The sequence below is a fragment of the Spirulina subsalsa PCC 9445 genome (assembly GCF_000314005.1).
Taxonomy (GTDB): Bacteria; Cyanobacteriota; Cyanobacteriia; order Cyanobacteriales; family Spirulinaceae; genus Spirulina_A; species Spirulina_A subsalsa.
This window is the reverse complement of the sequence record NZ_JH980292.1, coordinates 199,024-221,908: the sequence shown is the minus strand read 5'-3', so window position 1 is coordinate 221,908 and position 22,885 is coordinate 199,024. Positions and strand designations below refer to the sequence as shown.

Sequence of the window (22,885 nt, the reverse complement as noted above, 5' to 3'; positions counted from 1 at the left end):
GGAAGAGGTCAAGAAGATCAATCCTTGAGATGGGTCATCAGGCCTAAGAGTTCCTCAAAGCGGTAATCGGAGATTAAGGAGGAGAGAGATTGAGCAAGCTGATAATTTTCCGGGGGAATCTCTGCGATAAATCCGATCATTTTTTCTAGATCTCCTTCGATTAAAGCCTTTTCAAACTCTTGTCGCCAGTGGTGGGATAAGGGAGCTAAGTCAGAGGTTTTTAAGGAAGATAAATGTTCAGAAGGTTGTACCTCTAGCAGAGAACTGGGTAGGGTGTCAAGGGGCAGTTGAGACAAGTCTAAATGTTTAGTTAGGATAGCCAGAACATCTTGCCGTTGCAGGGGAAGACGGAGGAAATCGGAACAACCTAATCGGAGGAGGGTGTCTTGATGTTCAAGGGATAACAGAGGACTCAGGACAATGAGAGTCGGTGGGGAGTCCGTGGTGGAGAGAAGGGTTTTGATGAGGTCATAATCATGGAGGGATGAGGGGTCAAGTTCTAACCAGATTAGAGCGGGATGATGGCGGTGAGAGAGGGCGTTCGCCTCTTCGGGGTTTTTGGTACTGTACAGTGGACAACCCAAGGGTTTGAGCCAAGATTGTAACGCCTCAGAACAGGTGCAATCGCTCACGACAATTAACATAGAGTAGGGAGCGCCCGAGTCGGGGAGTTGAGGGTCAGTCAGGGAGCGGATTTCGGCGGCCGTTGGGATCAAAACGGGCAGCGTAAACCGGAAAAGGGTTCCCATTGGGGGAGCTTCTGGAGAGGATTCCAACTGATGGGGCGGGGTAAAGGCATAACCTTGACTCAATACCGTCATTTGACCCCCTAATAAGCGCACACACTGTTCACAAATGGTTAACCCTAATCCTGTTCCCTCGTTGTTTTGGGGTTGATGATAGGATTGTTCAAAAGGTTGGAATAAACGGGCGACTTCTCGGGCATCAATGCCAATCCCGCTATCTTGGACTTCAAAGCCTAAAAGAACTGGATTTTGGGATTTAAGAGTTTTAACTCGCAATATCACCCCCCCACAGGTGGTAAATTTCAGGGCATTGTGGAGCAAGTTGGTTAACACTTGTCGTAACTTGCCCCCATCAACAGAGACATAAGGGGGGATATCATCGGCAATCTGGAACTGGAGGGCGATGTTTTGTTCTTGGGCTTTGAGGCGGAATAAGGATTCTAATTGCCCTAATATATCGAGCAGATGACAGGGGGTATCTTGGCGTGTCAGTTGTCCGGCTTCAATTTTGGAGAGGTCGAGAATTTGATTAATCAGAGTCAGCAGATGATCCCCGCTTTGGTGAATAATGCGCAGGGTTTCCTGTTGACTGGGGGATAAATTGCTATCTTGGCTCATTAAGCGGGAAAACCCCAGAATGGCATTGAGGGGCGTTCGTAACTCATGACTCATATTCGCCATAAAAATATTCTTGGCTTGATTGGCCATTTCGGCGGCTTCCTTGGCCTGACGTAATTGGGCTTCAATTTCGACTAAGTTGGTAATATCTCGTCCTTCTGGAATTAATAACATCACCTCTCCCTGTGGATTGCAGATCGGACGGAGGGAAAAGTCAATGGTGATCACCTGTTTGTTTTTGTCCCAAACCTGCACCTCATAACGGATAAACTCCCCTTGGGCGGCTTGGGCGATCGCCTGTTTTAATTGCTCTTGAACTTTTGGGGACACTTGCCACCACCAACAATCCCAAAAATACTGATTCACTACATCTTGTAGGGTGATGCCTGCAAAATCCAAGGCGGTTTGATTGGCTTCGAGTAAAACCCCATCCGGTTGTAAGAGTCCCACAAACTGGAAGGCTTGATTAAAAATGGCTCGAAAGCGGGTTTCACTTTGTTGGAGAGCCTGTGCCATGCGTTCTCGTTCTAGGATTTCTTGTTCTAGGGCTAGGGTGCGTTCTTGGACTTTCTGCTCTAGGGTGCGGTTATAATCGGCAATTAACTGTTCGGCGGCTTTGCGTTGGGTAATATCAATGACTAACCCATCCCAGAATACGGTGCCATCGGGGGCGACATCGGGGGAGGCAAAGTTTTGTAGCCATTTCTGTTGACCGGAGGGGGTGATGATCCGATAATCAATCTGCCAAGGGGTGAGGTTTTGTGCAGCTAGGGGCGCTCGTTCCTGCATGACTCTAGCATCATCGGGGTGAATCATCTGCCAGAGGATTTGAGCATTTTCTAGGATAGGGGAGGGGGGGACTTCAAACAGGTCTAAACAACGGGGGCTAACGTAGGTAAATCGATCCCGGCCGTTGTCTTCTCGGTAATAGCGATAAACGACACCGGGGACATTTTCGGTTAAGCGACGAAAGCGGGCTTCACTTTGGCGCAGGAGGAGTTCGGCTTGTTTGCGATCGCTAATATCCCGGACAATAATTAAAGCTTCATTGAGACTCACGGCCGCAATGCGCACCTCTTCATAACAAGGTCGTCCTTCCTTGATGAGTTCATGTTCATACACTTGGAGTTCCCCGGTGGTAATGGCCTGTTGAATCGCCTCAATCTGACGCTGGAATAAGGGAGGGGGTAAAATTTCCCGTAGATGGCTGTCAATGGGCAGAAAACACTGAGCAGAGGAGTCTTCAGGGGGTAAATAATCTAAACATTGACCATCTACGCGCACCCGTAACATTAAATCGGGGATCGCCGATAAAATAGCCTGACTACGGCTTTCAGAAGCCATCAGGGCGGCTTCAATGGCTTTGTGGCGGGTAATATCCTGAGTAGCCCCGATAATTTGCTGAACTCGTCCGGTTTCGTCTCGTTTAAACACAGTCTCCCGACTCCATAACCAGCGCCAAGCCCCATTACCATGACGAATGCGGTACTGAATCTCCCGCACTTCCTCCTCTGACGCTGCGCTAAAGTCCTGAAGGTGGGCAACGACTCGGGGGAGATCTTCTGGATGGACAATCTCGGCAAATAGATTATTGCCCATTGCTCTCACTTGTTCGGGAGAGTAGCCTAACAATTGGCTGATTTCTCGATTGGCGTAGATATTGCGCTGGAGTTGGAGATCGTAGATATAGATCAGGTTGGGGGAAGTGCTGGCGATTTGTTCAATAAAATGTTGTTTTTCTTCTAGGGCGAGGGTGGTTTGTTTTTGAGCGGTAATATCCATTAAGACCCCCACATAACCTGTAATATAACCCTCGCTGTCCCGTTCCGGCACCGCTTGACCATAGACCCAGATAATTGTGCCATTGGGGTGGAGAAAACGGTATTCACAGGCAAAGGGTTCTCCCTGCTGAATAAAGTTAAGCCACCCTTGGAGGACGCGATCGCGATCTTCGGGGTGCATGGCACGAATCCAACCTTTTCCTAACGCTTCTGACTCACTCAGACCAATGATCTTTAAACTGTACTCATTGCTATAAATACAGTTGCCTGCTAAATCATTGCGAAAAATGCCCACCGGGGCAATATCCGCTAAGGTGGCATAGCGTTGTTCACTCTCTTGGAGGGCTTTTTCCGCTTGTTTCCGTTCTGTTATGTCCATCATAATCCCATCCCAAACCGTGTCCCCGTTGGGTTGGCGGTGGGGGGTAGAAAAAGCCTGAATCCATTTTAATTTCCCCGAGGCGGTTTGAATCCGATGTTCTGTAAACCAAGGGGTTAGCCTGCGTTGGGATTCTTCCACCGACTCTACCAGTGCGGGAATATCCTCCGGGTGGATGAGATGCCATAACACACTGGAATCTTGATAAATCTCTTCCGGGTGCAGTTCATACAAGTCTCGACAACGGGAACTAATATAGGTGATGGCATCTTGACCTGTGGCGTTGATTTGATAGCGATAGATGACGGCAGGAACATTAGTCGTGAGGCCCTCTAAAATGTTCTCCTCCTGCTCTGGGGGGGAGGGTAGCTCATGGAAAAAGGCGATCGCTCCAATGATCTGTTTATCCTCTCCCCACAGGGGATGGACTTCTAATTTTAGGTGTTTGCTCTTTCCCCCGTGCTGGGTTTTGAGATCCCAAACCGTTGCACTTTGCCCGGTTAAAGCCTGCTCAATAGCCCGTTGTTCCCTAGGATCTAACTCCTCGCCCGAGGCCGAATATAATCGGAGAACCTGACTCACCTCGGCTAAAGGTACGGGATGTTCCAATTGGAGATTAAACCAAGACTGAGCCACGGGGTTTAAATAATCCAGTTGTCCGTTGATTCCATGTAAGGCCACTCCCAAAGGCAAAACCTCTAGGATTTGTTGGGTCACTCCCGGACACCCATTAGCAAAACTTTCAGCAGAAATCGGGGGAAAAATATTCATAAGCGATGGCATAGCATGGCTCTATTTTGCCAAATTCCCCCGCCTCCGGGCTATCTATAGGTAAGGCAGAGCTAGTCTGCTCTTTACCCCTCGGACTCCGGGAAAACCGGGGGAGCAAGTTCCAAATATTGGGCTTCTAATAACACCGCACCCCGGTTAAAACGAATGACCCAATAATCCCCCGGACGACGATCCATGACAATCCCCTCCTCCCCAATTTTAATTAAATCGGGGGGGCGTAACATGGGCATGGGGTCGGCCGTTTTGAAATAGGGAGGACGACTGATGAGACGGACACGGGTTCCGATGGGGAAATTTGGGGCCATGATTTAGCGATACTCCATTAGGGGACTGGCCAAATTTTCCCATTATAATTTCGTTGCTGATAAAATGCGTTTTCATGAAGCTCTCCCACCGTGTAGTCCCGGATCTTGGCTTTGAGTCACCCATGAAAGCGTTGGCGCAAGTTGGAGCGTCGCCGCCCCCCTTTCGCCCTCCAACCCTTCAGGTTCTCAAAGACAATAGCAGCAGCAGTGAACTACCCCACCCTGCCTAGGCGCGAGGATGGAGCTTCCTGATTCAATGGGAAGTGCTTTCTATACCGAAATATAGCGAGTCTTATCTTCCCTCCCCAGGCAGAAGTCCTAGTTCCTAAGACCCAAATTTTCTCTTGCAACACAGCCCTTTTTAGCTTGGTTTTCGCTTTGGGAGTTAGTGGTCAAGTCCATCCGGTCCCTGCAAGCGAGGAAGGGGAATTCCGCAACATTTTTGTTAAACTTAGTCGCTATCTGCACAATCCGCTTAGATACAATGTGGCTAATCTGGTTGTTGATGTTCTGGCATTTTCGATAGGTGTTAGAGCAGAACCCCTTATGGAGCTTTCCCCCCTTGCCCATCGTCTTGGATGCCCGCTTAGAAGCGGACTATAAACCTTGTCCCCTCTCCTAATGTAGAATGGCAAATTAACTCACCTTTATGATATTTAGTCACAATTTGATGACTGGTGGGTAAGCCCATCCCGGTACCAGAACCGACGGGTTTTGTCGTGAAAAAGGGTTCAAAAATTTTCGCCTTCACTTTATCACTCATACCCCAACCATTATCTTCAAATGAGATACAAACCGCCCCAGATTCTTCCAGGGTTGTGGTAATCGTAATCACCCCCAGATAGGTGGGATTCCCCTCAAGGGTTCGTCGTTCTTCTATAGCTTGAACGGCATTAACCAGCAAATTCATAAACACTTGATTAAGCAAGCCGATATAACATTGAACTAGAGGTAAATTGCCATAGTTCCGAATAATTTCAATGTCTGATTTTCCAGCTTTTCCTTTGAACTGATTCTGCAAAATCATCACCGTGCTATCTATATTTTCATGAAGATCCACGTCTTTTAAATCGGCTTCATCTAACCGGGAAAAGGTGCGGAGAGACTTAACAATATCTCGAATCCGAGCGGCTCCGGTTTTCATAGACTGGAGCATTTTGGGTAAATCTTCCCGGATGAAAGGTAGATCCAACTCTTCAAGCAACTCGCTCAGTTCTTCTGGCGGCTGAGGATAGATGTCTTGGTAACGTTCGAGAATATCTAATAAGCTCTCGGCATAGTCTTCTAGGGGTTTCACATTGCCATAAATGAAACTAATGGGGTTGTTGATTTCATGGGCAATCCCTGCCACTAATTGACCCAAACTGGACATTTTTTCCGCTTGAATTAGTTGCACTTGAGTCTCTTGCAACTCCTGATAGGCAGATTGTAGTTCTGCGGTGCGCTGCTGGGCGGTTTGATAGAGGTCGGCTTGTTGCAGGGCGATCGCAATTTGTGTCGCCAGACTTTCCAGCAACTCCAGTTCATCGGGTCGCCACTCCCGACTGGCATCAATTCTGCCCATTTCTAAGCAGGAAATATTCTCCAACGTCCGAATCGGCACCATCAGGTACAGATTCACCCCCATTGACTCACAGAACTCATGAATCCCCTGATCATAATCTTCCCCTAGATTTTTTCGGTTAAAGGTAAAGATTCGATTGTTCCGTAAAGCCTCATAATAGTCAGGATATTCCATTGCATCATAAACCCCTAACCAACTCAGCATTTCAGGATGGCGTTTTTCTGCCACGATTTCCACATAGGGATGACCGTCCTTTTCTCTGTAGTCAGTAAAGGCGCAAATATCGACCCCAACCTCCTCAAAAATCACCTCAACCGCCCTCTGAATAATCTGATCTAAGTCTAAATATTGTCGAATTTCATGGCTTAGAGCGTTCAGGAGTTGAGTCCGACTGAGCAGGGATTCAATTTGAGCTTGGGCTTCCACCCGTTCAGTAATATCCCGTGCGGCGGCATAAATCAAATCCCCTTGGGGAACAGAGAGCCATTCAATATGACGATAGCTGCCTGATTTCGTGCGATAACGATTGGTGAATCTAATAATAGTTTCCCCCTCCTCTAGGTTGGAAATAGCCGCGAGGGTGGGGGCTAAATCGTCAGGATGAACAAACTCTAGGAAGACTCGACCTTCTAACTCCCCTACGGGATAACCCAGAATATTTTCCCAAGCTTGATTAAGGCGGAGGAAATGCCCCTCCAGATCGGCGATGCACAGGAGGTCAAGGGCAATGGTAAAGAAGCGTTCGAGTTCCAGTTCCGCCACCCGGCGCTCGGTGATGTCCATGACCACACCGAACATCCGCACGACCTGTTCATCCTGAAATTCCAATTCAATCCGACTGTTGATATAGCGAAGCGTCCCATCAGGTCTCAGTGTCCGAAAATCAAAGGTTTGGGGAATGCCTTGATTAGCGGCAGCCACTCGCTCTAGGAAGTAGGCGCGATCTTCGGGGTAAACTTGTTGGAGATGTTCCTCAAAGCTAGGTTCTCCTTGCTCTAAGGGATGACTAAATATCTTAAAGACTTCTTCTGACCAGGTAATTTTTTGGGTCGCCAGATCAAAAGACCAATAACCGAGATGGGCAACTTCCTGGGCTTTTTGCAGTTGCTGACTGAGTTCAATCAGTCTGAGTTCAGCTTGTTTGCGATCGCTAATATCACTAAAGGTCCCAATAAAGCGAACCGGATTGCCTGCCCCGTCCCATTCCACTACACGCCCTTTTGCACCAATCCACTTATAGGAGTTATCTTGGCAACGGATGCGATGTTGATTGTCATAAATGGGGGTTTGTTTCTGTAAGTGTTGCCTCATGTCGGCATTTACAGCTTCTAAATCTTCAGGATGGACGCGACTTGCCCACTCACTGACATGAGTCTCAAATTCATGCTCTGTATAACCGAGTAACCGTTTCCACTGGTTATCAAACAGCACCTCATTGGTCTGGAGATTCCAATCCCACAGCCCAATATTGGAGGATTCTAGGGCGAGTTGTAGTCGGAGTTGACTGTCTTTGATGGCGGTTTCGGCTTGTTTGCGTTGACTAATATCAGCAATCATCGACCAAATATATTGTTGCCCATCCCTCCCGGTGATCAGCATCCCAGTCAGTTCAACGGGGACGCGATGCCCTTGTTTGTGGATATATTCCTTTTCATAGGGGCCATATCGTCCGGTAGTTTTGAGTAACTCCAGTTTTCGGGCTTCATCTTCTCCATACTCAGCCGGGGTTAAATCCCAATAACTTAACTGGTTGAGTTCTTCTAGGGTATAACCTGTAATTTCAGTGATGGCGGGGTTGGCTTCAATGAATTGACCCTGCATATTATTCAAGACAATGCCGACGGGGGAGAGTTCAAAAAGCGATCGCAATTTCGCCTCATTCTCTCGATTAGCCCGCTCCATCTCTACCCGTTCGGTAATATCCATCAGGACACCGAACATCCGCACAACCTGTTCATCCTGAAATTCTAGTTCAATACGAGCCTCGACGTGGCGGACAGTGCCATCAGGATTCAGAATCCGATGGTCAAAGCTTTGGGGGATGCCTTGATTGGCAGCGCTGACTCGTTCTAAAACAAAAGCGCGATCCTGCGGATGAACTTTCTCGATATATTCTTCAAAGCTGGGTTCTCCTTGCTCTAAAGGCTGGCTAAACATCCGAAAAACCTGTTCTGACCAAGTGATTTTTTGGCTGGCGAGATCAAAAGACCAGTACCCCAAATGGGCGACCTCCTGGGCTTTTTTCAATTGGTTGCTCAGTTCAATCAAGGCTAGTTCAGTTTGTTTTTGTTGGGTAATATCAATATGACAACCAATCATCCGTAGGGGGTTATTCTCCTCATCCCATTCAATGACTTGGCCAGAACACAGCACCCAGATTATTGAACCATTTTTATGGTGATATCTCACTTCGTTGTAAAACGGGACTTTTCCCTGACTCTGAACATGAGCTTCAAAGTTTTGGAAAACCTTCGGCAAGTCTTCGCTCCAGATCAACTGTTGCCAGCTTTCGGGAGAATTGGCTAATTCGTGATCCTCATAGCCCAACATCCATTTAAAGCGCGGACTTAAATATTCTTGATTGTTGGGGATATCCCAATCCCAATATCCCGCCAAAACGACTTCAAGAATATTTTCCAACAGTTTTAATTCTTGGTTGACCTGTTGGATTTTGCGGGCTTCTGCTTCTTTGCGTTGACTAATATCAGCAATCATCGACCAAATATATTGCTGTCCATCTTGGCGGGTAATTAGCATCCCATTCAGTTCAACGGGAACGCGATGCCCTTGTTTGTGGATATATTCTTTTTCATAGGGGCCATATTGTCCAAGGATTTTGAGGGACTTCAGATGTCGGGCTTCTTCCGACTGATACTCAGCTGGGGTTAAATCCAAATAACTTAACTGGTTGAGTTCCTCTAAGGTATAACCTGTAATTTCAGTGATGGCGGGGTTGGCTTCAATGAATTGACCCTGCATATTATTCAAGACAATGCCGACGGGGGAGAGTTCAAAGAGCGATCGCAATTTCTCCTCATTCTCTCGATTAGCCCGCTCCATCTCTACCCGTTCGGTGATATCCATGACCACAGCGAACATTCGGACAACCAGTTCATCCTGAAATTCTAATTCAATGCGACTGTCGAGGTAGCCCACTGTACCATCCGGTCGCTCAACGCGATACTCAAACGCTTGAGGGACTCCTTGAGTCGCGGCTGTAATCCGCTCTAAAAACAAAATACGATCATCGGGATGAATTTGCTCAATATGCTCCTCAAAGCTCGGTTCTCCCTGCTCTAAGGGGTGATTAAACATCCGAAAAACTTGTTCTGACCAAGTGATTTTTTGGCTCACCACATCATAAATCCAGTGACCCCAGTTCCCCACTTCTTGGGCTTTTTTCAGTTGGTGCGTCAGTTGTTTAAGCTGAATTTCGTCTTGTTTCCGTTGGCTAATATCCGTATGGGTGCCAATAAAGCGCAAGGGCTTCCTGGCCTCGTCCCATTCCACTACTCGCCCTTGGTCTAAAATCCATTTATACGAGCCATTTTTACAGAGCAAACGTTGTTCATTTTGATAAAAGTCAACCTCCCCCGTTAAATGTCGATTGATGGCCTCATAAACCCCCTGTAAATCTTGGGGATGAATTCGGTTTTTCCATTCCTTGAGATCATTAGCAATCTCATGCTCTTCATAACCCAACATCCCTCGCCAGTTAGCGTTAAATTTCACCTCATTGGTCTGGAGATTCCAGTCCCAGAGTCCAGTATTTGACGCTTCTAGAGCCAGATGTAACCGCAATTCACTTTCTTGTCGAGCGAGTTCCGCTTGTTTGCGGGGATGAATGAAACTGGACACACCCAAGCAAGAGGTTTCCCCCGTCTCATCTTCAAAGGGCGATAAATTAGCCGAATGCCAATAATAACGCCCATCAGCATGACGAATGCGGTATTCATGGTGCTGCACCCATTCCCCCGCTAAGATCCCTTGGAAAACCGCCAAGCTGCTGGGCTGATCTTCGGGGTGGAGGAGAGATGTAAAGGGCGTATATAGAATTTCCTCCAAAGGATAACCCAGAATGTTTTCCACGAGGGGACTGAGGAAAGTCAGCGTCCCATCGGGGGCAATCATAAACACCATATCGTTCAGGCTCTCAACGATGCGGTGTAATCGCTTCTCTGTCGATGTTTGGGTTGTTTTGAGATCCGTAATGTTTTGTAGATAACCAGACCATTTTGTACTACCATCAGGCTGTCGCTCTGGTGTAGCATAGGTGACAACCCAAAGGCTGTTCCCCTCAGCCGAATCAACTCGGTGGGTGCTGTGCCAGAGGGATAGGCCTTGGGCGGATTCCTGAAGGGATTCCAACACCCTTGGGTGGTCTTCGGCGTTGATGGAGCTAAAGAATGGGGTGGCATCTGTTTCCAGACCAAGACTGGAAACCCCGTAGATCCCCCTCAGTTGTTCGCTGGCGTAGGGCAACGAGAAATGACCGTCAGGGTGTTGCCAAAGTTCGTAAATTGCGCCCGGAATATGTTGTAATAGCTCTTGGCTGTGAGTGGTGTCGGGGGTATTGAATAAAACCATAAGCGTTATAAAATCAGTGTTGCTTCTCAAACACCCGGGGCATTTTCCGGGATCTAGATTCCAGCATGGCGGTAGTTTCGAGAATCCCCCCCATTGAAAACATTCCCACACTAGCCAGACAGTCTAGTGTGGTTCTCTCGGTTTTATCGCTAATTTGGGGTTTTTATCGGGTATTCTCAAAGGGCTGCACCACAGACTTATTGATTCTGTGAGCGTTGTTGGAGAAGAATACTGATTCCTCTCTGGGCGAGAGGATGGCTATCTAGACAGCTAGTATTTAGCGTTGTAGTTCTTTGGCTTTAATGACTCACAGAGGGTTTCATTGCACTTGGAAAACCTGATCTCATTGTACCACCGAGTCCAGTTCCCCCATACCCCAATGTGTAATCAGTCCTCAGTCATCAGGAAGCGATAAGCAATTCTTGATTCTCAATCCCCCATACCCCCACTAATCAGTTAAAGTGCGTCAGGCTCGTATTAACTACTGCCCTCAGAATGACTAATCCGAGGTGTTTGACCTCTCCCCCGTGCTGGGTTTTGAGATCCCAAACCGTTGCACTTTGCCCGGTTAAAGCCTGCTCAATAGCCCGTTGTTCCCTAGGATCTAACTCCTCGCCCGAGGCCGAATATAATCGGAGAACCTGACTCACCTCGGCTAAAGGTACGGGATGTTCCAATTGGAGATTAAACCAAGACTGAGCCACGGGGTTTAAATAATCCAGTTGTCCGTTGATTCCATGTAAGGCCACTCCCAAAGGCAAAACCTCTAAGATTTGTTGAGTCACTCCCGGACACCCATTAGCAAAACTTTCAGCAGAAATCGGGGGAAAAATATTCATAAGCGATGGCATAGCATGGCTCTATTTTGCCAAATTCCCCCGCCTCCGGGCTATCTATAGGTAAGGCAGAGCTAGTCTGCTCTTTACCCCTCGGACTCCGGGAAAACCGGGGGAGCAAGTTCCAAATATTGGGCTTCTAATAACACCGCACCCCGGTTAAAACGAATGACCCAATAATCCCCCGGACGACGATCCATGACAATCCCCTCCTCCCCAATTTTAATTAAATCGGGGGGGCGTAACATGGGCATGGGGTCGGCCGTTTTGAAATAGGGAGGACGACTGATGAGACGGACACGGGTTCCGATGGGGAAATTTGGGGTCATAATTTAGCAATAGTCTATTCTGGCACTGCCGGGATTTTCCCATGATACGGTTTCACTTCTACCTAGGGGTCTGAGGCATCAAGAGTCGGGAGTTAGACCCACTTAAACCCTTTCCCTCACCCACCGACGAGCCGCCCCAAGCTGTTGGAAACGGGCTTTTTGTGCATTGGCTTCAGGACGTAATCCCATCGCTTCTAACACTTCAAGGGCGACTCGTTCCCCAGAATCACAGGCTCCCTCCATATAGCCAGAATACTCTAGAGAGGTATGTTCTCCGGCAAAGTGGAGATTGCCCACCGATTGACCAAGGGCGCCGTAGAATTGGGTGTATTGTCCCACTTTAAAACAGGAATAAGAGCCGTAACTATAGGGAACACTAGACCAGTGGATTTTTGTGGCCTGACCTAATAACTGGACATCTGTAATGCCGGGGAAAATTACCTCAAGTTCCTGTAATAACTGATTTGTCGCTTCGGCGGTGCTGATTTGAGCGAGGGCTAATCCTCGGGAACCGCCTACAAAGTTGGTCAATACAGCCGCCTCGGGGGTTAGGAAACTTTGGGTGCTTTCCCATGTGACTTGATGCCCACTGTCACTGACGGATGAACCATTAGCACCATAGCGATCTTGCCAGATATTCTGACTATAACGGGTGATGAGTTTGGCGTTGGTGCCATAGCCGAGTTGTGCGATCGCCTGTTTTTTGAGGGGGGGTAAATCCAAGCGAAAATCCACCTGAGCCAGTACAGGCAGGGGAACCGCGAGAATCACCCGTTCATAGGTGCGATCGCTCAAAACATTAGGATGAGTCCGCACTGTCACCTGATACCGACCATCGGGCAAAGTGCGAATAGCTTCTAGGGCGACTCGGGTTTCTAACTCATCCTCCAACAAACGGGCTAATCGTTGGGGAAGCTGCTCCATACCCCCCGGAATATAGTACCGTTCCTCACTGTAGACAAAGGGATCAAAATCTTCTGCTTCAGACCCGATCTCAAACAAAAGACCCAAGGCTGAGACGTCTTGAACATCTAAACCATATTCGGCTGTGTAGGCATTTTCAAGCAGCCGCCGCACCGATTCTGAGATGGGCAAATTCTGCAAATATTGGGCGATAGAAGTATTATCTAATCGGGCTGTGGCGGGGTTGTAGTTCTGATAATCTTCAAAATCGGCAATGGCTTTGAGATCCTTCGCAATCCTCCCCATCGCTGGGGCAAACTCTTCCACGAGTTGTTCCACGGGGACAGATTGCCCCCCCACGGAATAAACCGGGCTTAAATCCCCCCCATCGCCGTAGATATCGACGACCTCCAAGCCCAATTCCTCCGCCCAAGTCAGCAAGGCCAGATGATCCGAATCAATAAACTCCGCCCCTAACTCCACCGGAATCCCACTCCCTAGGGCATTATGGAGGGTTTGGATTCTCCCCCCCACTCTCCCCCGTGCCTCAATCATATCCACTCGAACCCCCGCCTGTTTGAGGCGATAGGCGGCCGTTAGTCCCGCCATGCCAGCCCCTACCACTAACACCGAAGCTGAACCCGGACGAGCAATCAGGGGCAGACGACGGCACTGGGTCGCTAACAGCGCACTCCCCAAGGCTAACCCCCCTTGTAAAAGGCGACGGCGCGAGAGTCTGCCCCCTTGACGTTGCCCCCTTTCCTGGGCTTGGCCGATCACTTCCGCCGTTGTCATCCCCGTGTTTTGAGACTGACGGGCTACTTGGTAGACTTGGCGTAAGGTGCGAAGTAATAAAGAACGAGTCATGGCGACTAGGATCTCCTCCCGATCGAAAAATCCCCTGTCTAGGCAGTATAGCAGGGGATTTTGACCATCTTGCAAGAACGGGTGAATTGACGCTCCCATCGCTAAAAGCGAGGGATTCTCAGTTCATCGACACGCCTTACAATTACCTATCTCTTGCGAGCATTACCTAAACCGTCTAACCATTCGGCTGAACCCATTAGCAAGCCTAGGTAAGGTCTTGTAGATCATCTTCCCCCCGATCCTGACTCTCGATTTCCTTGGGGATCAAGGGAAAAATGATAAAAATTGATACAAACCTCACAAATTCAACACAATTGTCGGTTAGAATGGCCGCATTCGCTTGAGCGGGTTCTCCCGGATGAAGAGAAAACGCTTGGGTTATGAAGCAATCCTCAAGGGTTGGTGAGTAAGGGGCTAATTCGCTGAAAGCTTGAGTTCTTGAACAACTCCGGTTTCATTCCTCTTCCCCGACTCCATAGGACTGCTGTCTCTATGTTCTATCGTTTATTTCCGATCAGGCTCATGGCATCCTCTTTACCTCCTCCCTTTCTCACTTACCTTGAGGAAGAATTAGCAATTCCTCGGGAGTCGATTCAGTTAGTCTTGCGGTGTCAGTCTGTCACCCTCAGTTCTTTTCCCATGCTGCTGTGGCAGTACGGTTTAATTAGTTTGGCGCAACTCGAAGAGATTCTGGACTGGCTGGATAATTTGCCTGCTCCGGTGTTAAGTGTTTAACTCGATGCGCTGGTATAGAATCGTAGGGCGAACTGCCAAAAGATTTGGGAGCAGTAAAAGAGTGCGATCGCCAAAATAGCCGATCCCAACAGCCACACTCCCGAACTTCGCCCTAAAAGTGTTTGGGCTGGAACTGTGGTGAGAAAAGCCACGGGGACAATAAAAGTGAAGAAAACCCGAAACAAACTGGGATAGGCGACTAAAGGAAAACGCCCCGCTTCCAATAGGCCGCGCAAGACTTCGGTAACGTTATAAATCTTGACAAACCAGATGCTAGTAGCCCCTAAGATAAACCAGAGACTATAGAGAATGATCAGGCCTAAGGTTAGGGGAAAGAGGGCGATGAGATAATTGAGCGGGTCTAGATTCAGGCGAGTGCCAGCGTAGAGAATTAAGATTAGACCAAAGCAGAGATCGGGGAATCCCCAAGGGGAAACCTTGCGCGTCGAGAGCCAAAACTGACTACTAATGGGTTTAAGTAGGACAAAATCGAGGGTTCCTTCTTGAACTTGTTCCACAATGCGGTTGAGATTGGGGCTTAAAAAGGTAGCGGCACAACCTTGAAGAAAGGTAAATATCCCCAACACAATCAAGGCTTCTTCCCACGTCCAACCGGAGAACTCGTAACCTGTACGATAAAACAAAAATAGCCCAAACAGGCTACCAGAAAGATTAATGGAACTGGTGAGAGCGGCGATCGCAAAATTGAGCCGATATTCTAGCTCTGCGGCGATCGCCGTACTCCAAAACAACTTTAAAACCTGCCAGTAGCGCATCCCCTATGTGCCTAATATAAAGACAAACTTGAACGTAAAATCACCCCTAAATCTTCCTCGGGATAAATACTAATTAATTCCGCCTTATTCCGACCACCTAAGAGATAGCCCCCTAAAGCCCCAGCCCCTGCACCGCCTAATATTGTACCAACATTCAGGCGACGACTTCCCGTTACTGTAGAAATCACCGTCGCGGCTGCCGCACCAATGGCCGCCCCTTGTAAAATACTCCCGGTATTGGTTCCCCGCTCAATTTCCTCAGTCCGTGTCACCACCTCAGAACTCCCATCCAGAGGAATCCGTTGGGTACCCTGACCATTTTCAATAATCAATTCTTCCGCCACAAAGCGCATTCCCTTTTCCTCTGGCACGGGTTCAATTTGCCCGACAATTTGACTGCCTGCGGGAATAATCATCCGACGCTGGGAGTCGCGCAAATTCGCCGCCACCGTTAAGGTTAGGGGTACTGTTTCATCAGGAGTCAGGAGAATTTTCTCCGCCTCCGTGTAGCGTACCGGAATTTTCTGGCCAGCGCGCACCGTAAAGCGAGGAATCTCGCTGGGAATTTGTCCGGACGAGGGAAAGAGTTGTGCCGTTGCCGAGAGTGGGGTTAAAAGTGGGGCAAATGCACCCATTGTGCAACAGAGAACCATGAGAGTGGATGTTCTAGCCTGCCATGTTTTGCCCAACATAGTGAAAGTATCCTAATCGTGCGCTATTTTGACCTCTAGACGTAAACTCTTCCCCTTTTGTTGCCTCTTAAAAGCGAATCTGGCTATGGTGAATCAGTCCCATTGAACCACAAGCATCGGTATAGTACCAGTCTCCGGCGTTGCTAGCGTTGCCGTAGATGTTAATGGTTTGGCGCGATCGCACCACACACATAATCGGTCCATTGGGACTACTGCGCACATTAGACGGGGGATCTACCACCAGTGCCACCCAAGCTTCCCCCCCGGCTCCATCTCGGCACACCATATCCAACATATTGGCCGTGGCCTGAGAACTAGGACTGTGGGTAATACCATCATGAAATGTCGTCCAAGTCCCCTCCCCACAGTGGGCTTGACCATAGATGCGTTGTTGCCCCAAAAAGTAAGTAAAATTAACACTACGAGCGCTCACCGGAGTCACCGAACACAAATCCACAAACACACTTTGCCCTGTCACAGCTTGACCCGCATAAGAGCGACAATTTTGGGGCGATGTCGGTGATTGAGAACCCAACAATGTCCCCACAATCACCCCTACTGGGAGAGCGGTAAACAGAAGAATTCGGCCGATTAAATTCAGTTTTTTCATAGTTCCTCCGCAGGATTATCACCTGTGGCGAATGAAGTGAACTACCTTCTGTTACTATTATATTGCCCTTTTTAGGTGGCTTTCCTCCAATACTGACCGTAAGCCTTACAGCGCGGGCTTCTCGGAAGATGAGCGAAGAATTCCCTTTCCCGACTCCCGTTACAAAGCGAATACTGTCGGGCGGACAGAAATTCAAGCCCTTGCGACGCAACGTTTCACGAACGGACAGACTACCCACTGTCTATTAGGTGAAAGCTTCCTAGATAAGGTCACTGGATGAACAGGGAATCCCTCGCTTTTAGCAATGGGAGCGTCAATCGGGGACTTCGATCCATGCTTGGCGAGCATGGGATTCATGGGTTAAATCCATTAACAACTGGGAATAAACCCCCTCTTTTAAGGAAGGGGCTGTGACTTTTCCTTGGTCAATACACTGTACCCAATGATCAATCACCCGCAGGACAGGGGCTAAACGACCATCGGGGAAGACTTGGGGAAAGGCCAAGCGCTGGGGAATTTCCTGCTCCCTTAAACTCTCTCCGGCTGGGGCGTACCATAACCGGAAACCGTGAACGTAGTCTTTTTGATTGTCACTGCCTAAAACTAGGGTTCCTTTCTCTCCATACACTTCTACCCAGTGGCCTCGGCCTTGGTAGGTGACGGAACTGAGGGACATTTGCACTGGAGTCCCGTCCTTTAATTCCATCATGACCATACAAGTATCATCGGCATCAACGGGCTTGAGTTGACCTCCCTGGGTGGGATCTGGGCGTTGGGGAATGGCACAACTCAGATGACCACAGAGGCGTTGAATCGGGCCAAAGAGCCAAGCAATGTAATCAAAGGCATGGGAACCAATCGCCCCTAATGCGCCGCCTCCTTGGTCTTGGCGGGCGTACCAATTCCAGGGGCGACTAGGATCCGCACGACTGACTACGAGCCAATCAATTTTAATAAAGCGAATTTTGCCCACGATGCCCTCTTGGAGGAGTTCCGCGAGACGTTGCCAAGAGGGAACAAAGCGAAATTCAAAGTCTGCGATCGCCACTAATCCTTTCTGTTGTGCCAAATCATACAGATACTGGGTATCTTGGGCGTTTAGATTCATGGGCTTTTCTAACAACAAGTGTTTCCGGGCCTCTAGGACTTGGCTGGCCATCTCTGTATGTAAAAAAGGCGGTGTGGCGACAGTAACGGCATCTAATTCTGGCAGGGCGAGGAGGTCTTGTAAACTCGAAAAGGCCTGGGGGATCTGGTGGGCGGCGGCGATTTCTTGGGCTTTGGCGAGATCATTGTTCCATAGGGCGATGACTTCGGTTCGGTGATGGTGCTGTAGGGCGGGGATGTGGATTTTTTGACCGAATCCGGTTCCGAGAACGGCGACTTTCAGGGAAGATGATGTCATGTTGAAATTAGCTTGCTATAGTGCGAGGGTAGCGTTGAACGTGAGCGGGTTATGCTAGATTTAACCAAATTGGCGGGACAATTGCCAGAAATTAGTCAACATCTCCAACGGGAGGCGAAAGCGGCTCAACAACGCTTAGAACGCGCTCAGATTTTACTGAATGAAATCCAAGGCAGACAGGAAGAGTTTACCGCACAATATGAAGACTGGCGCGATCGCCTCATTTTTAACGCTGCCCTCCCCCTCGAACCCATCGACACCTGCCTGACGATTCCCACTCCCCCCGCCCAACATAGTGTTTTCGCCACCGATGGCTCTCAAATTGCCCCCTCTCACCACGAAATCGCCTACTGTTACCTGATTAATGTCGGGCGGGTGATGCTACACTATGGCCAAAATTTACACCCTCTGCTAGATAGTTTACCGGAACTGTTTTATAAAGCCGAAGACTTGTATATTGCCCGACAGTGGGGCATTCGACCGGAAGAGTGGATGGGACACCGCCGCACCGTCTCAGAAGCCCAAATGCTGGCAGAAATGGCTGTGCGTTGGGTTCAACCCCCCGGCGCTCACAGGGATCCGAATTTAGCCCTTGTCGATGGCTCCTTAACCTATTGGTTTTTGGAAGGAATTGCCAGTGAAGCCCGGGATCTTCTCCTGCCTCCTATTCTAGCGGCTTGGGATCAACTGTATCAAGAAAGAATCCCCCTCATGGGTTATCTCAGCGCCCCCCGCAACAGTGAGGCGATTAATTTTTTACGTTTCCCCGCTTGTCCTCATCCCAATCCCGATTGTTTCCGCTATTGTCGGGGAGAGGAGATGAATGGGGAAGCAGAGGGAGGGCGCTGGCAGCATCGCTTCCCTTGTCAGGTGGTTGATCCTCTGCGAGATGCCACTTTATGGGCTTATATCTTGCAACCGGGGCAACGGGGGGCTTTATGGCGGAGTTCTGCCCCTATCTTGAACTTATACCCGGAACATTTGCGGGTGAGTTTTTGTTATGTTCATGTGGGGACGGAAATTGCTCGGGTGGAGGTTCCCCAGTGGCTGGCAGAAGATGAGGACTTATTCCACCAATCTTTAGGGATTTTACTGGCGCAGGTGTATAAAGGCTATGGTTATCCGGTAGCGCTCGCGGAGTCCCATAATCAAGCTGTGGTCCGAGGAGGCGATCGCGCTCGTTTTTTTGCCCTCTTGGAACAACAAATGATTCGCACTGGCTTACAGAATGTCGGGATATCCTACAAAGAAACCCGCAAACGAGGGAGTATTGCTTGAACTCCCTCAACTGGCTTCGCTGAAGTTAGGGCTTCTAAGAATAATTCGGGTCTACTGAATATCTCTCTAATTGTGGGTGGGGAGCTTCAAACAGTTGTTTCTAGTTGCTCTAAGTAAGCTAAAGTTTCTTCGGCTTCTTCTTCATCCACAATACTGAGGGCAAAACCCACATGAACGACGACATACTGCCCGATTTCAACATCAGGAACATAGGCTAAACTAACTTCTTTAATCACCCCACCAAAGCTAACTTTTCCTGCACGCATTAGGGGATCATCGCCCTGAATACTGACCACTTTTCCGGGAATAGCGAGACACATAAAATAACCTCCTTATTTGAGTTTTAACCTTGTTGAAACTTTAACCGAATATTATCGGGGTAATTCACCCACCCCACAACTGTTGAGAAGAAACAATTCCCCCCCTTCCAAAGTAGGACTAGGTAGGACTAAAGTTAGTCCAATTCAACCCCACAACTGTTGAGAAGAAACAATTCCCCCCCTTCCAAAGTAGGACTAGGCAGGACTAAAGTTAGTCCAATTCAACCCCACAACTGTTGAGAAGAAACAATTCCCCCCCTTCCAAAGTAGGACTAGGCAGGACTAAAGTTAGTCCAATTCAACCCCACAACTGTTGAGAAGAAACAATTCCCCCCCTTCCAAAGTAGGACTAGGTAGGACTAAAGTTAGTCCAATTCAACCCCACAACTGTTGAGAAGAAACAATTCCCCCCCTTCCAAAGTAGGGCTAGGTAGGACTAAAGTTAGTCCAATTCAACCCCACAACTGTTGAGAAGAAACAATTCCCCCCCTTCCAAAGGGGGGCTAGGTAGGACTAAAGTTAGTCCAATTCAACCCCACAACTGTTGAGAAGAAACAATTCCCCCCCTTCCAAAGTAGGACTAGGTAGGACTAAAGTTAGTCCAATTCAACCCCACAACTGTTGAGAAGAAACAATTCCCCCCTTCCAAAGTAGGACTAGGTAGGACTAAAGTTAGTCCAATTCAACCCCACAACTGTTGAGAAGAAACAATTCCCCCCTTCCAAAGTAGGGCTAGGTAGGACTAAAGTTAGTCCAATTCAACCCCACAACTGTTGAGAAGAAACAATTCCCCCCCTTCCAAAGTAGGACTAGGTAGGACTAAAGTTAGTCCAATTCAACCCCACAACTGTTGAGAAGAAACAATTCCCCCCCTTCCAAAGTAGGACTAGGTAGGACTAAAGTTAGTCCAATTCAACCCCACAACTGTTGAGAAGAAACAATTCCCCCCCTTCCAAAGTAGGGCTAGGTAGGACTAAAGTTAGTCCAATTCAACCCCACAACTGTTGAGAAGAAACAATTCCCCCCCTTCCAAAGGGGGGCTAGGGGGGATAATTCTACACACCCATTAAATAGGGTTCATTCAAGAAAACGGGCGGCTACAATTTGACCAAAGGCAATTCCCCCATCATTGGGAGGACAAACTACGGGAAAATACACTTGAAAACCTTGCTCCCGTAAACGAGTAACTCCCGTTTCTAGTAAATATTTATTCTGAAAACACCCCCCACTTAAAACTATACGGTTCACTCCTATTTGTTGCGCGATCGCCCCAATGCTGTCTATTAAACTATTGTGAAACTTGGCGCTGACCTCACTTAAGGGAATATTAAGCTTTAAATCCTCCAACAGTGCCAAAATCAGAGGATGCCAGTCTAACTGTAATGGGGAGATATCCCGCCAGGGCAAGGGATAGGATTCCGCCCTAGGGTGTTCCGGTAGGCTAAACTCGAACTGCATCGCCCCTTGTCCCTCAAAACTGGCTTTTTGACAAAGTTTAGTCAACGAGGCCACCCCATCAAATAAACGGCCGATACTGGAGGTTAGGGGACAATTTAAGCCCTGTGCTAAACTTGTGGCGAGGATAGACTGTTCTGAAGGGGAAAAAGGCTCTAAAAAGGAACGATAGGCGGGATTTTGCCATAAATCCGCCCCCCCGATGGCGTACAATAACCCCAAGGCACTCCGGCGAGGTTCTCGAATAGCGCGATCGCCTCCCGGTAAGGGAAAAGGTCGTAAATGGGCAATCCGAGTCAGGTGATGGGGGGGATCAAAACGCAGAAATTCCCCCCCCCAAATGGTGCCATCTAAACCGTATCCTGTGCCATCCCAAGCCACCCCCAACACCGATTGATCCCAGAGATTATGTTCCGCCAACACTGCCCAAATATGGGCGCAATGGTGTTGTATCCCCTGCCAAGGTAAACCCTGATCCCGGGCATATTGACTCGATAAATAATCCGGGTGTAAATCACAGATTACTTGTTCTGGGGTGAACTCATAGAGGCGCTGAAAACTCTCAATCACCTCCCGAAAGGCCCCATAGGCTTGGGGAGTCTCTAAATCCCCGATATGTTGACTCAAAAACACCTGATCCCGCACACAGACGGCTACAGTGTTCTTTAAATGCGCTCCCACCCCTAGGATTTTCGCCTCAGAAGGCACGGGAAAGCGGGTGGGGATAGGTAAAGGGGCATAGCCCCTCGCCCGACGCAAAATGACCCCTTTTCCCGCCATTTCCCGCACCACGGAATCATCTACCGCCCGCACAATAGGGCGATTATGGACTAAAAAGACATCGGCAATCCCCCCCAAACGTTGCACCGCTTCCCCTTCATCGGTGCAGATGGGTTCATTGGCGAGATTGCCACTGGTTGCCACCAGAGGGCGATTCACCCCTTGCAACAGTAGGTGATGGAGGGGGGTGTAAGGGAGCATGACCCCTAAATTGGGGTTCAAGGGGGCTACCGCCTCCACAAGGGGCGGCTGGGGGCGTTTCCGCAAGAGTACGATGGGGGCTTCAGGGGATTGCAATAACTCGGCTTCTAGGGGAGATACCCAGCAGTCGGCTTTGACGGTGGCTAGGGAGGGATACATAACGGCGAAAGGCTTATCTGGTCGTCGTTTCCGTTCCCTTAACTGGGTGATAGCGCGGGCATTTTGAGCATCGGCCATGAGGTGGAATCCCCCTAGTCCTTTCACGGCGAGGATTTGCCCGGTTTGGAGGGCGTGGATGGCCTGTTGTAGGGCTTCCTCTCCTTGTGTGGTAACATTTCCCTCCTTCGTCCAAAAGGCTAATTGGGGGCCACAACGGGGGCAAGCATTGGGTTGGGCGTGGAAACGGCGATCGCGCTCGTTGTGGTATTCTGCCTCACAGTCGGGACACATGGGGAATCCCGCCATGGTGGTATGGGGGCGGTCGTAGGGTAAAGCCCGAATAATGGTATAGCGGGGGCCGCAGTGGGTGCAGTTGGTGAAGGGATAGTGAAAGCGGCGATTGTGGGGGTCAAATATTTCCGCTAAACAGTCGGGACAAGTAGCTAAGTCGGGTAAAACGAGGGCGGTTTTTTCTCCCGTGACACTGGCGCGAATGGTAAAGTCGGGATAGCCGATGGGGTCTAAGGTTACGGTTTCTAGTTCGTCAATGCGCGATCGCCCGGGTTTTTCCTCCTCCAAGCGCCGCAGAAACGCCTTTAATTGTACCTCCCTCCCCTCCACCTCCACAAACACCCCAGCCGCCGAATTATTCACCCATCCCCTCACCCCCAACTCCGTCGCTAGGCGGTAGATAAACGGTCGAAATCCCACCCCTTGCACCAATCCCCGAATCGTTAGTTTTAAGCGTATCTCTTGCCCCATTTTGC

At 49.0% G+C, this 22,885-nt stretch carries 14 protein-coding genes and 2 pseudogenes; 2 read left to right on the top strand and 14 right to left on the bottom strand.

Annotation, left to right across the window (positions count from 1 at the left end; translation table 11 throughout):
- Nucleotides 1-17: 17 nt before the first annotated feature.
- The 8 genes and pseudogenes from SPI9445_RS0101445 to SPI9445_RS23875 all read right to left on the bottom strand — a co-directional run bounded on the left by SPI9445_RS0101445 (nt 18) and on the right by SPI9445_RS23875 (nt 13,707).
- Nucleotides 18-4,295 carry a PAS domain S-box protein gene (locus SPI9445_RS0101445; protein WP_017302934.1) on the bottom strand — a complete coding sequence of 1,426 codons (4,278 nt, stop codon included), beginning with the start codon at nt 4,293-4,295 and terminating at the stop codon, nt 18-20.
- Nucleotides 4,296-4,378: 83 nt separating this feature from the next.
- The gene (sipA, locus tag SPI9445_RS0101440) at nt 4,379-4,621 is read right to left on the bottom strand and encodes a regulatory protein SipA (protein WP_017302933.1); all 243 of its coding nucleotides are present in this window, start codon (nt 4,619-4,621) and stop codon (nt 4,379-4,381) included.
- Between the two features lie 119 nt (nt 4,622-4,740).
- Nucleotides 4,741-4,830: pseudogene (locus SPI9445_RS31835) on the bottom strand (IS200/IS605 family accessory protein TnpB-related protein); the annotation flags it as partial.
- A gap of 217 nt (nt 4,831-5,047) precedes the next feature.
- Nucleotides 5,048-5,218: pseudogene (locus SPI9445_RS31830) on the bottom strand (IS200/IS605 family accessory protein TnpB-related protein); the annotation flags it as partial.
- Nucleotides 5,208-10,772: a PAS domain-containing protein gene (locus tag SPI9445_RS29030; RefSeq protein ID WP_017302932.1), complete on the bottom strand. Its 5,565-nt coding sequence runs from the start codon at nt 10,770-10,772 to the stop codon at nt 5,208-5,210. The pseudogene SPI9445_RS31830 and the gene SPI9445_RS29030, both read right to left, overlap by 11 nt.
- Nucleotides 10,773-11,224: 452 nt before the next feature.
- Nucleotides 11,225-11,611: a hypothetical protein gene (locus SPI9445_RS0101425; RefSeq protein ID WP_017302931.1), complete on the bottom strand. Its 387-nt coding sequence runs from the start codon at nt 11,609-11,611 to the stop codon at nt 11,225-11,227.
- Between the two features lie 83 nt (nt 11,612-11,694).
- On the bottom strand, nt 11,695-11,937 hold the full coding sequence (gene sipA / locus SPI9445_RS0101420; protein WP_017302930.1) for a regulatory protein SipA: 243 nt from the start codon (nt 11,935-11,937) through the stop codon (nt 11,695-11,697).
- A 102-nt stretch (nt 11,938-12,039) separates the two neighbouring features.
- A complete protein-coding gene (locus tag SPI9445_RS23875; RefSeq protein WP_164674445.1) occupies nt 12,040-13,707 on the bottom strand; it encodes a flavin monoamine oxidase family protein in 1,668 nt (555 codons plus the stop codon).
- Nucleotides 13,708-14,229: 522 nt separating this feature from the next.
- Here SPI9445_RS23875 and SPI9445_RS0101410 point away from each other — a divergent pair.
- On the top strand, nt 14,230-14,442 hold the full coding sequence (locus tag SPI9445_RS0101410; protein ID WP_017302928.1) for a DUF2949 domain-containing protein: 213 nt from the start codon (nt 14,230-14,232) through the stop codon (nt 14,440-14,442).
- Here SPI9445_RS0101410 and SPI9445_RS0101405 read toward each other — a convergent pair.
- From SPI9445_RS0101405 to SPI9445_RS0101390, 4 genes are all read right to left on the bottom strand, one after another.
- Complete coding sequence (locus tag SPI9445_RS0101405; protein WP_017302927.1) at nt 14,439-15,218, bottom strand: ABC transporter permease; 780 nt, start codon at nt 15,216-15,218, stop codon at nt 14,439-14,441. The two genes, SPI9445_RS0101410 and SPI9445_RS0101405, sit on opposite strands and share 4 nt — an antisense overlap.
- 11 nt (nt 15,219-15,229) lie before the next feature.
- Complete coding sequence (locus SPI9445_RS0101400) at nt 15,230-15,853, bottom strand: hypothetical protein (RefSeq protein ID WP_017302926.1); 624 nt, start codon at nt 15,851-15,853, stop codon at nt 15,230-15,232.
- A gap of 124 nt (nt 15,854-15,977) precedes the next feature.
- A complete protein-coding gene (locus SPI9445_RS0101395) occupies nt 15,978-16,520 on the bottom strand; it encodes a hypothetical protein (RefSeq protein WP_017302925.1) in 543 nt (180 codons plus the stop codon).
- Nucleotides 16,521-16,833: 313 nt separating this feature from the next.
- Nucleotides 16,834-17,925, bottom strand: coding sequence for a Gfo/Idh/MocA family protein (locus tag SPI9445_RS0101390; protein WP_017302924.1), 1,092 nt, complete (start codon nt 17,923-17,925; stop codon nt 16,834-16,836).
- A 51-nt stretch (nt 17,926-17,976) separates the two neighbouring features.
- Here SPI9445_RS0101390 and SPI9445_RS0101385 point away from each other — a divergent pair, with 51 nt between their 5' ends.
- Nucleotides 17,977-19,203: a DNA double-strand break repair nuclease NurA gene (locus SPI9445_RS0101385; RefSeq protein ID WP_017302923.1), complete on the top strand. Its 1,227-nt coding sequence runs from the start codon at nt 17,977-17,979 to the stop codon at nt 19,201-19,203.
- 86 nt (nt 19,204-19,289) lie between these two features.
- Here SPI9445_RS0101385 and SPI9445_RS0101380 read toward each other — a convergent pair whose 3' ends face one another.
- Together SPI9445_RS0101380 and hypF are read right to left on the bottom strand one after the other, a co-directional pair.
- Entirely contained in the window at nt 19,290-19,523 is a 234-nt protein-coding gene (locus SPI9445_RS0101380) for a HypC/HybG/HupF family hydrogenase formation chaperone (protein ID WP_017302922.1), read from the bottom strand.
- Nucleotides 19,524-20,600: 1,077 nt separating this feature from the next.
- Nucleotides 20,601-22,880: a carbamoyltransferase HypF gene (hypF, locus tag SPI9445_RS0101375; RefSeq protein ID WP_017302921.1), complete on the bottom strand. Its 2,280-nt coding sequence runs from the start codon at nt 22,878-22,880 to the stop codon at nt 20,601-20,603.
- Nucleotides 22,881-22,885: the final 5 nt, after the last annotated feature.

Bases quoted from the DNA above. Each gene is read 5' to 3' on its own strand.
- sipA (WP_017302933.1), bottom strand. From the start codon at position 4,621: ATGGCCCCAAATTTCCCCATCGGAACCCGTGTCCGTCTCATCAGTCGT.
- sipA (WP_017302930.1), bottom strand. From the start codon at position 11,937: ATGACCCCAAATTTCCCCATCGGAACCCGTGTCCGTCTCATCAGTCGT.
- SPI9445_RS0101395 (WP_017302925.1), bottom strand. From the start codon at position 16,520: ATGAAAAAACTGAATTTAATCGGCCGAATTCTTCTGTTTACCGCTCTC.
- SPI9445_RS23875 (WP_164674445.1), bottom strand. From the start codon at position 13,707: ATGACTCGTTCTTTATTACTTCGCACCTTACGCCAAGTCTACCAAGTA.
- SPI9445_RS0101400 (WP_017302926.1), bottom strand. From the start codon at position 15,853: ATGGGTGCATTTGCCCCACTTTTAACCCCACTCTCGGCAACGGCACAA.
- SPI9445_RS0101425 (WP_017302931.1), bottom strand. From the start codon at position 11,611: ATGAATATTTTTCCCCCGATTTCTGCTGAAAGTTTTGCTAATGGGTGT.
- SPI9445_RS0101385 (WP_017302923.1), top strand. From the start codon at position 17,977: ATGCTAGATTTAACCAAATTGGCGGGACAATTGCCAGAAATTAGTCAA.
- SPI9445_RS0101410 (WP_017302928.1), top strand. From the start codon at position 14,230: ATGGCATCCTCTTTACCTCCTCCCTTTCTCACTTACCTTGAGGAAGAA.
- SPI9445_RS0101405 (WP_017302927.1), bottom strand. From the start codon at position 15,218: ATGCGCTACTGGCAGGTTTTAAAGTTGTTTTGGAGTACGGCGATCGCC.
- SPI9445_RS0101380 (WP_017302922.1), bottom strand. From the start codon at position 19,523: ATGTGTCTCGCTATTCCCGGAAAAGTGGTCAGTATTCAGGGCGATGAT.
- SPI9445_RS0101390 (WP_017302924.1), bottom strand. From the start codon at position 17,925: ATGACATCATCTTCCCTGAAAGTCGCCGTTCTCGGAACCGGATTCGGT.
- SPI9445_RS29030 (WP_017302932.1), bottom strand. From the start codon at position 10,772: ATGGTTTTATTCAATACCCCCGACACCACTCACAGCCAAGAGCTATTA.
- SPI9445_RS0101445 (WP_017302934.1), bottom strand. From the start codon at position 4,295: ATGAATATTTTTCCCCCGATTTCTGCTGAAAGTTTTGCTAATGGGTGT.
- hypF (WP_017302921.1), bottom strand. From the start codon at position 22,880: ATGGGGCAAGAGATACGCTTAAAACTAACGATTCGGGGATTGGTGCAA.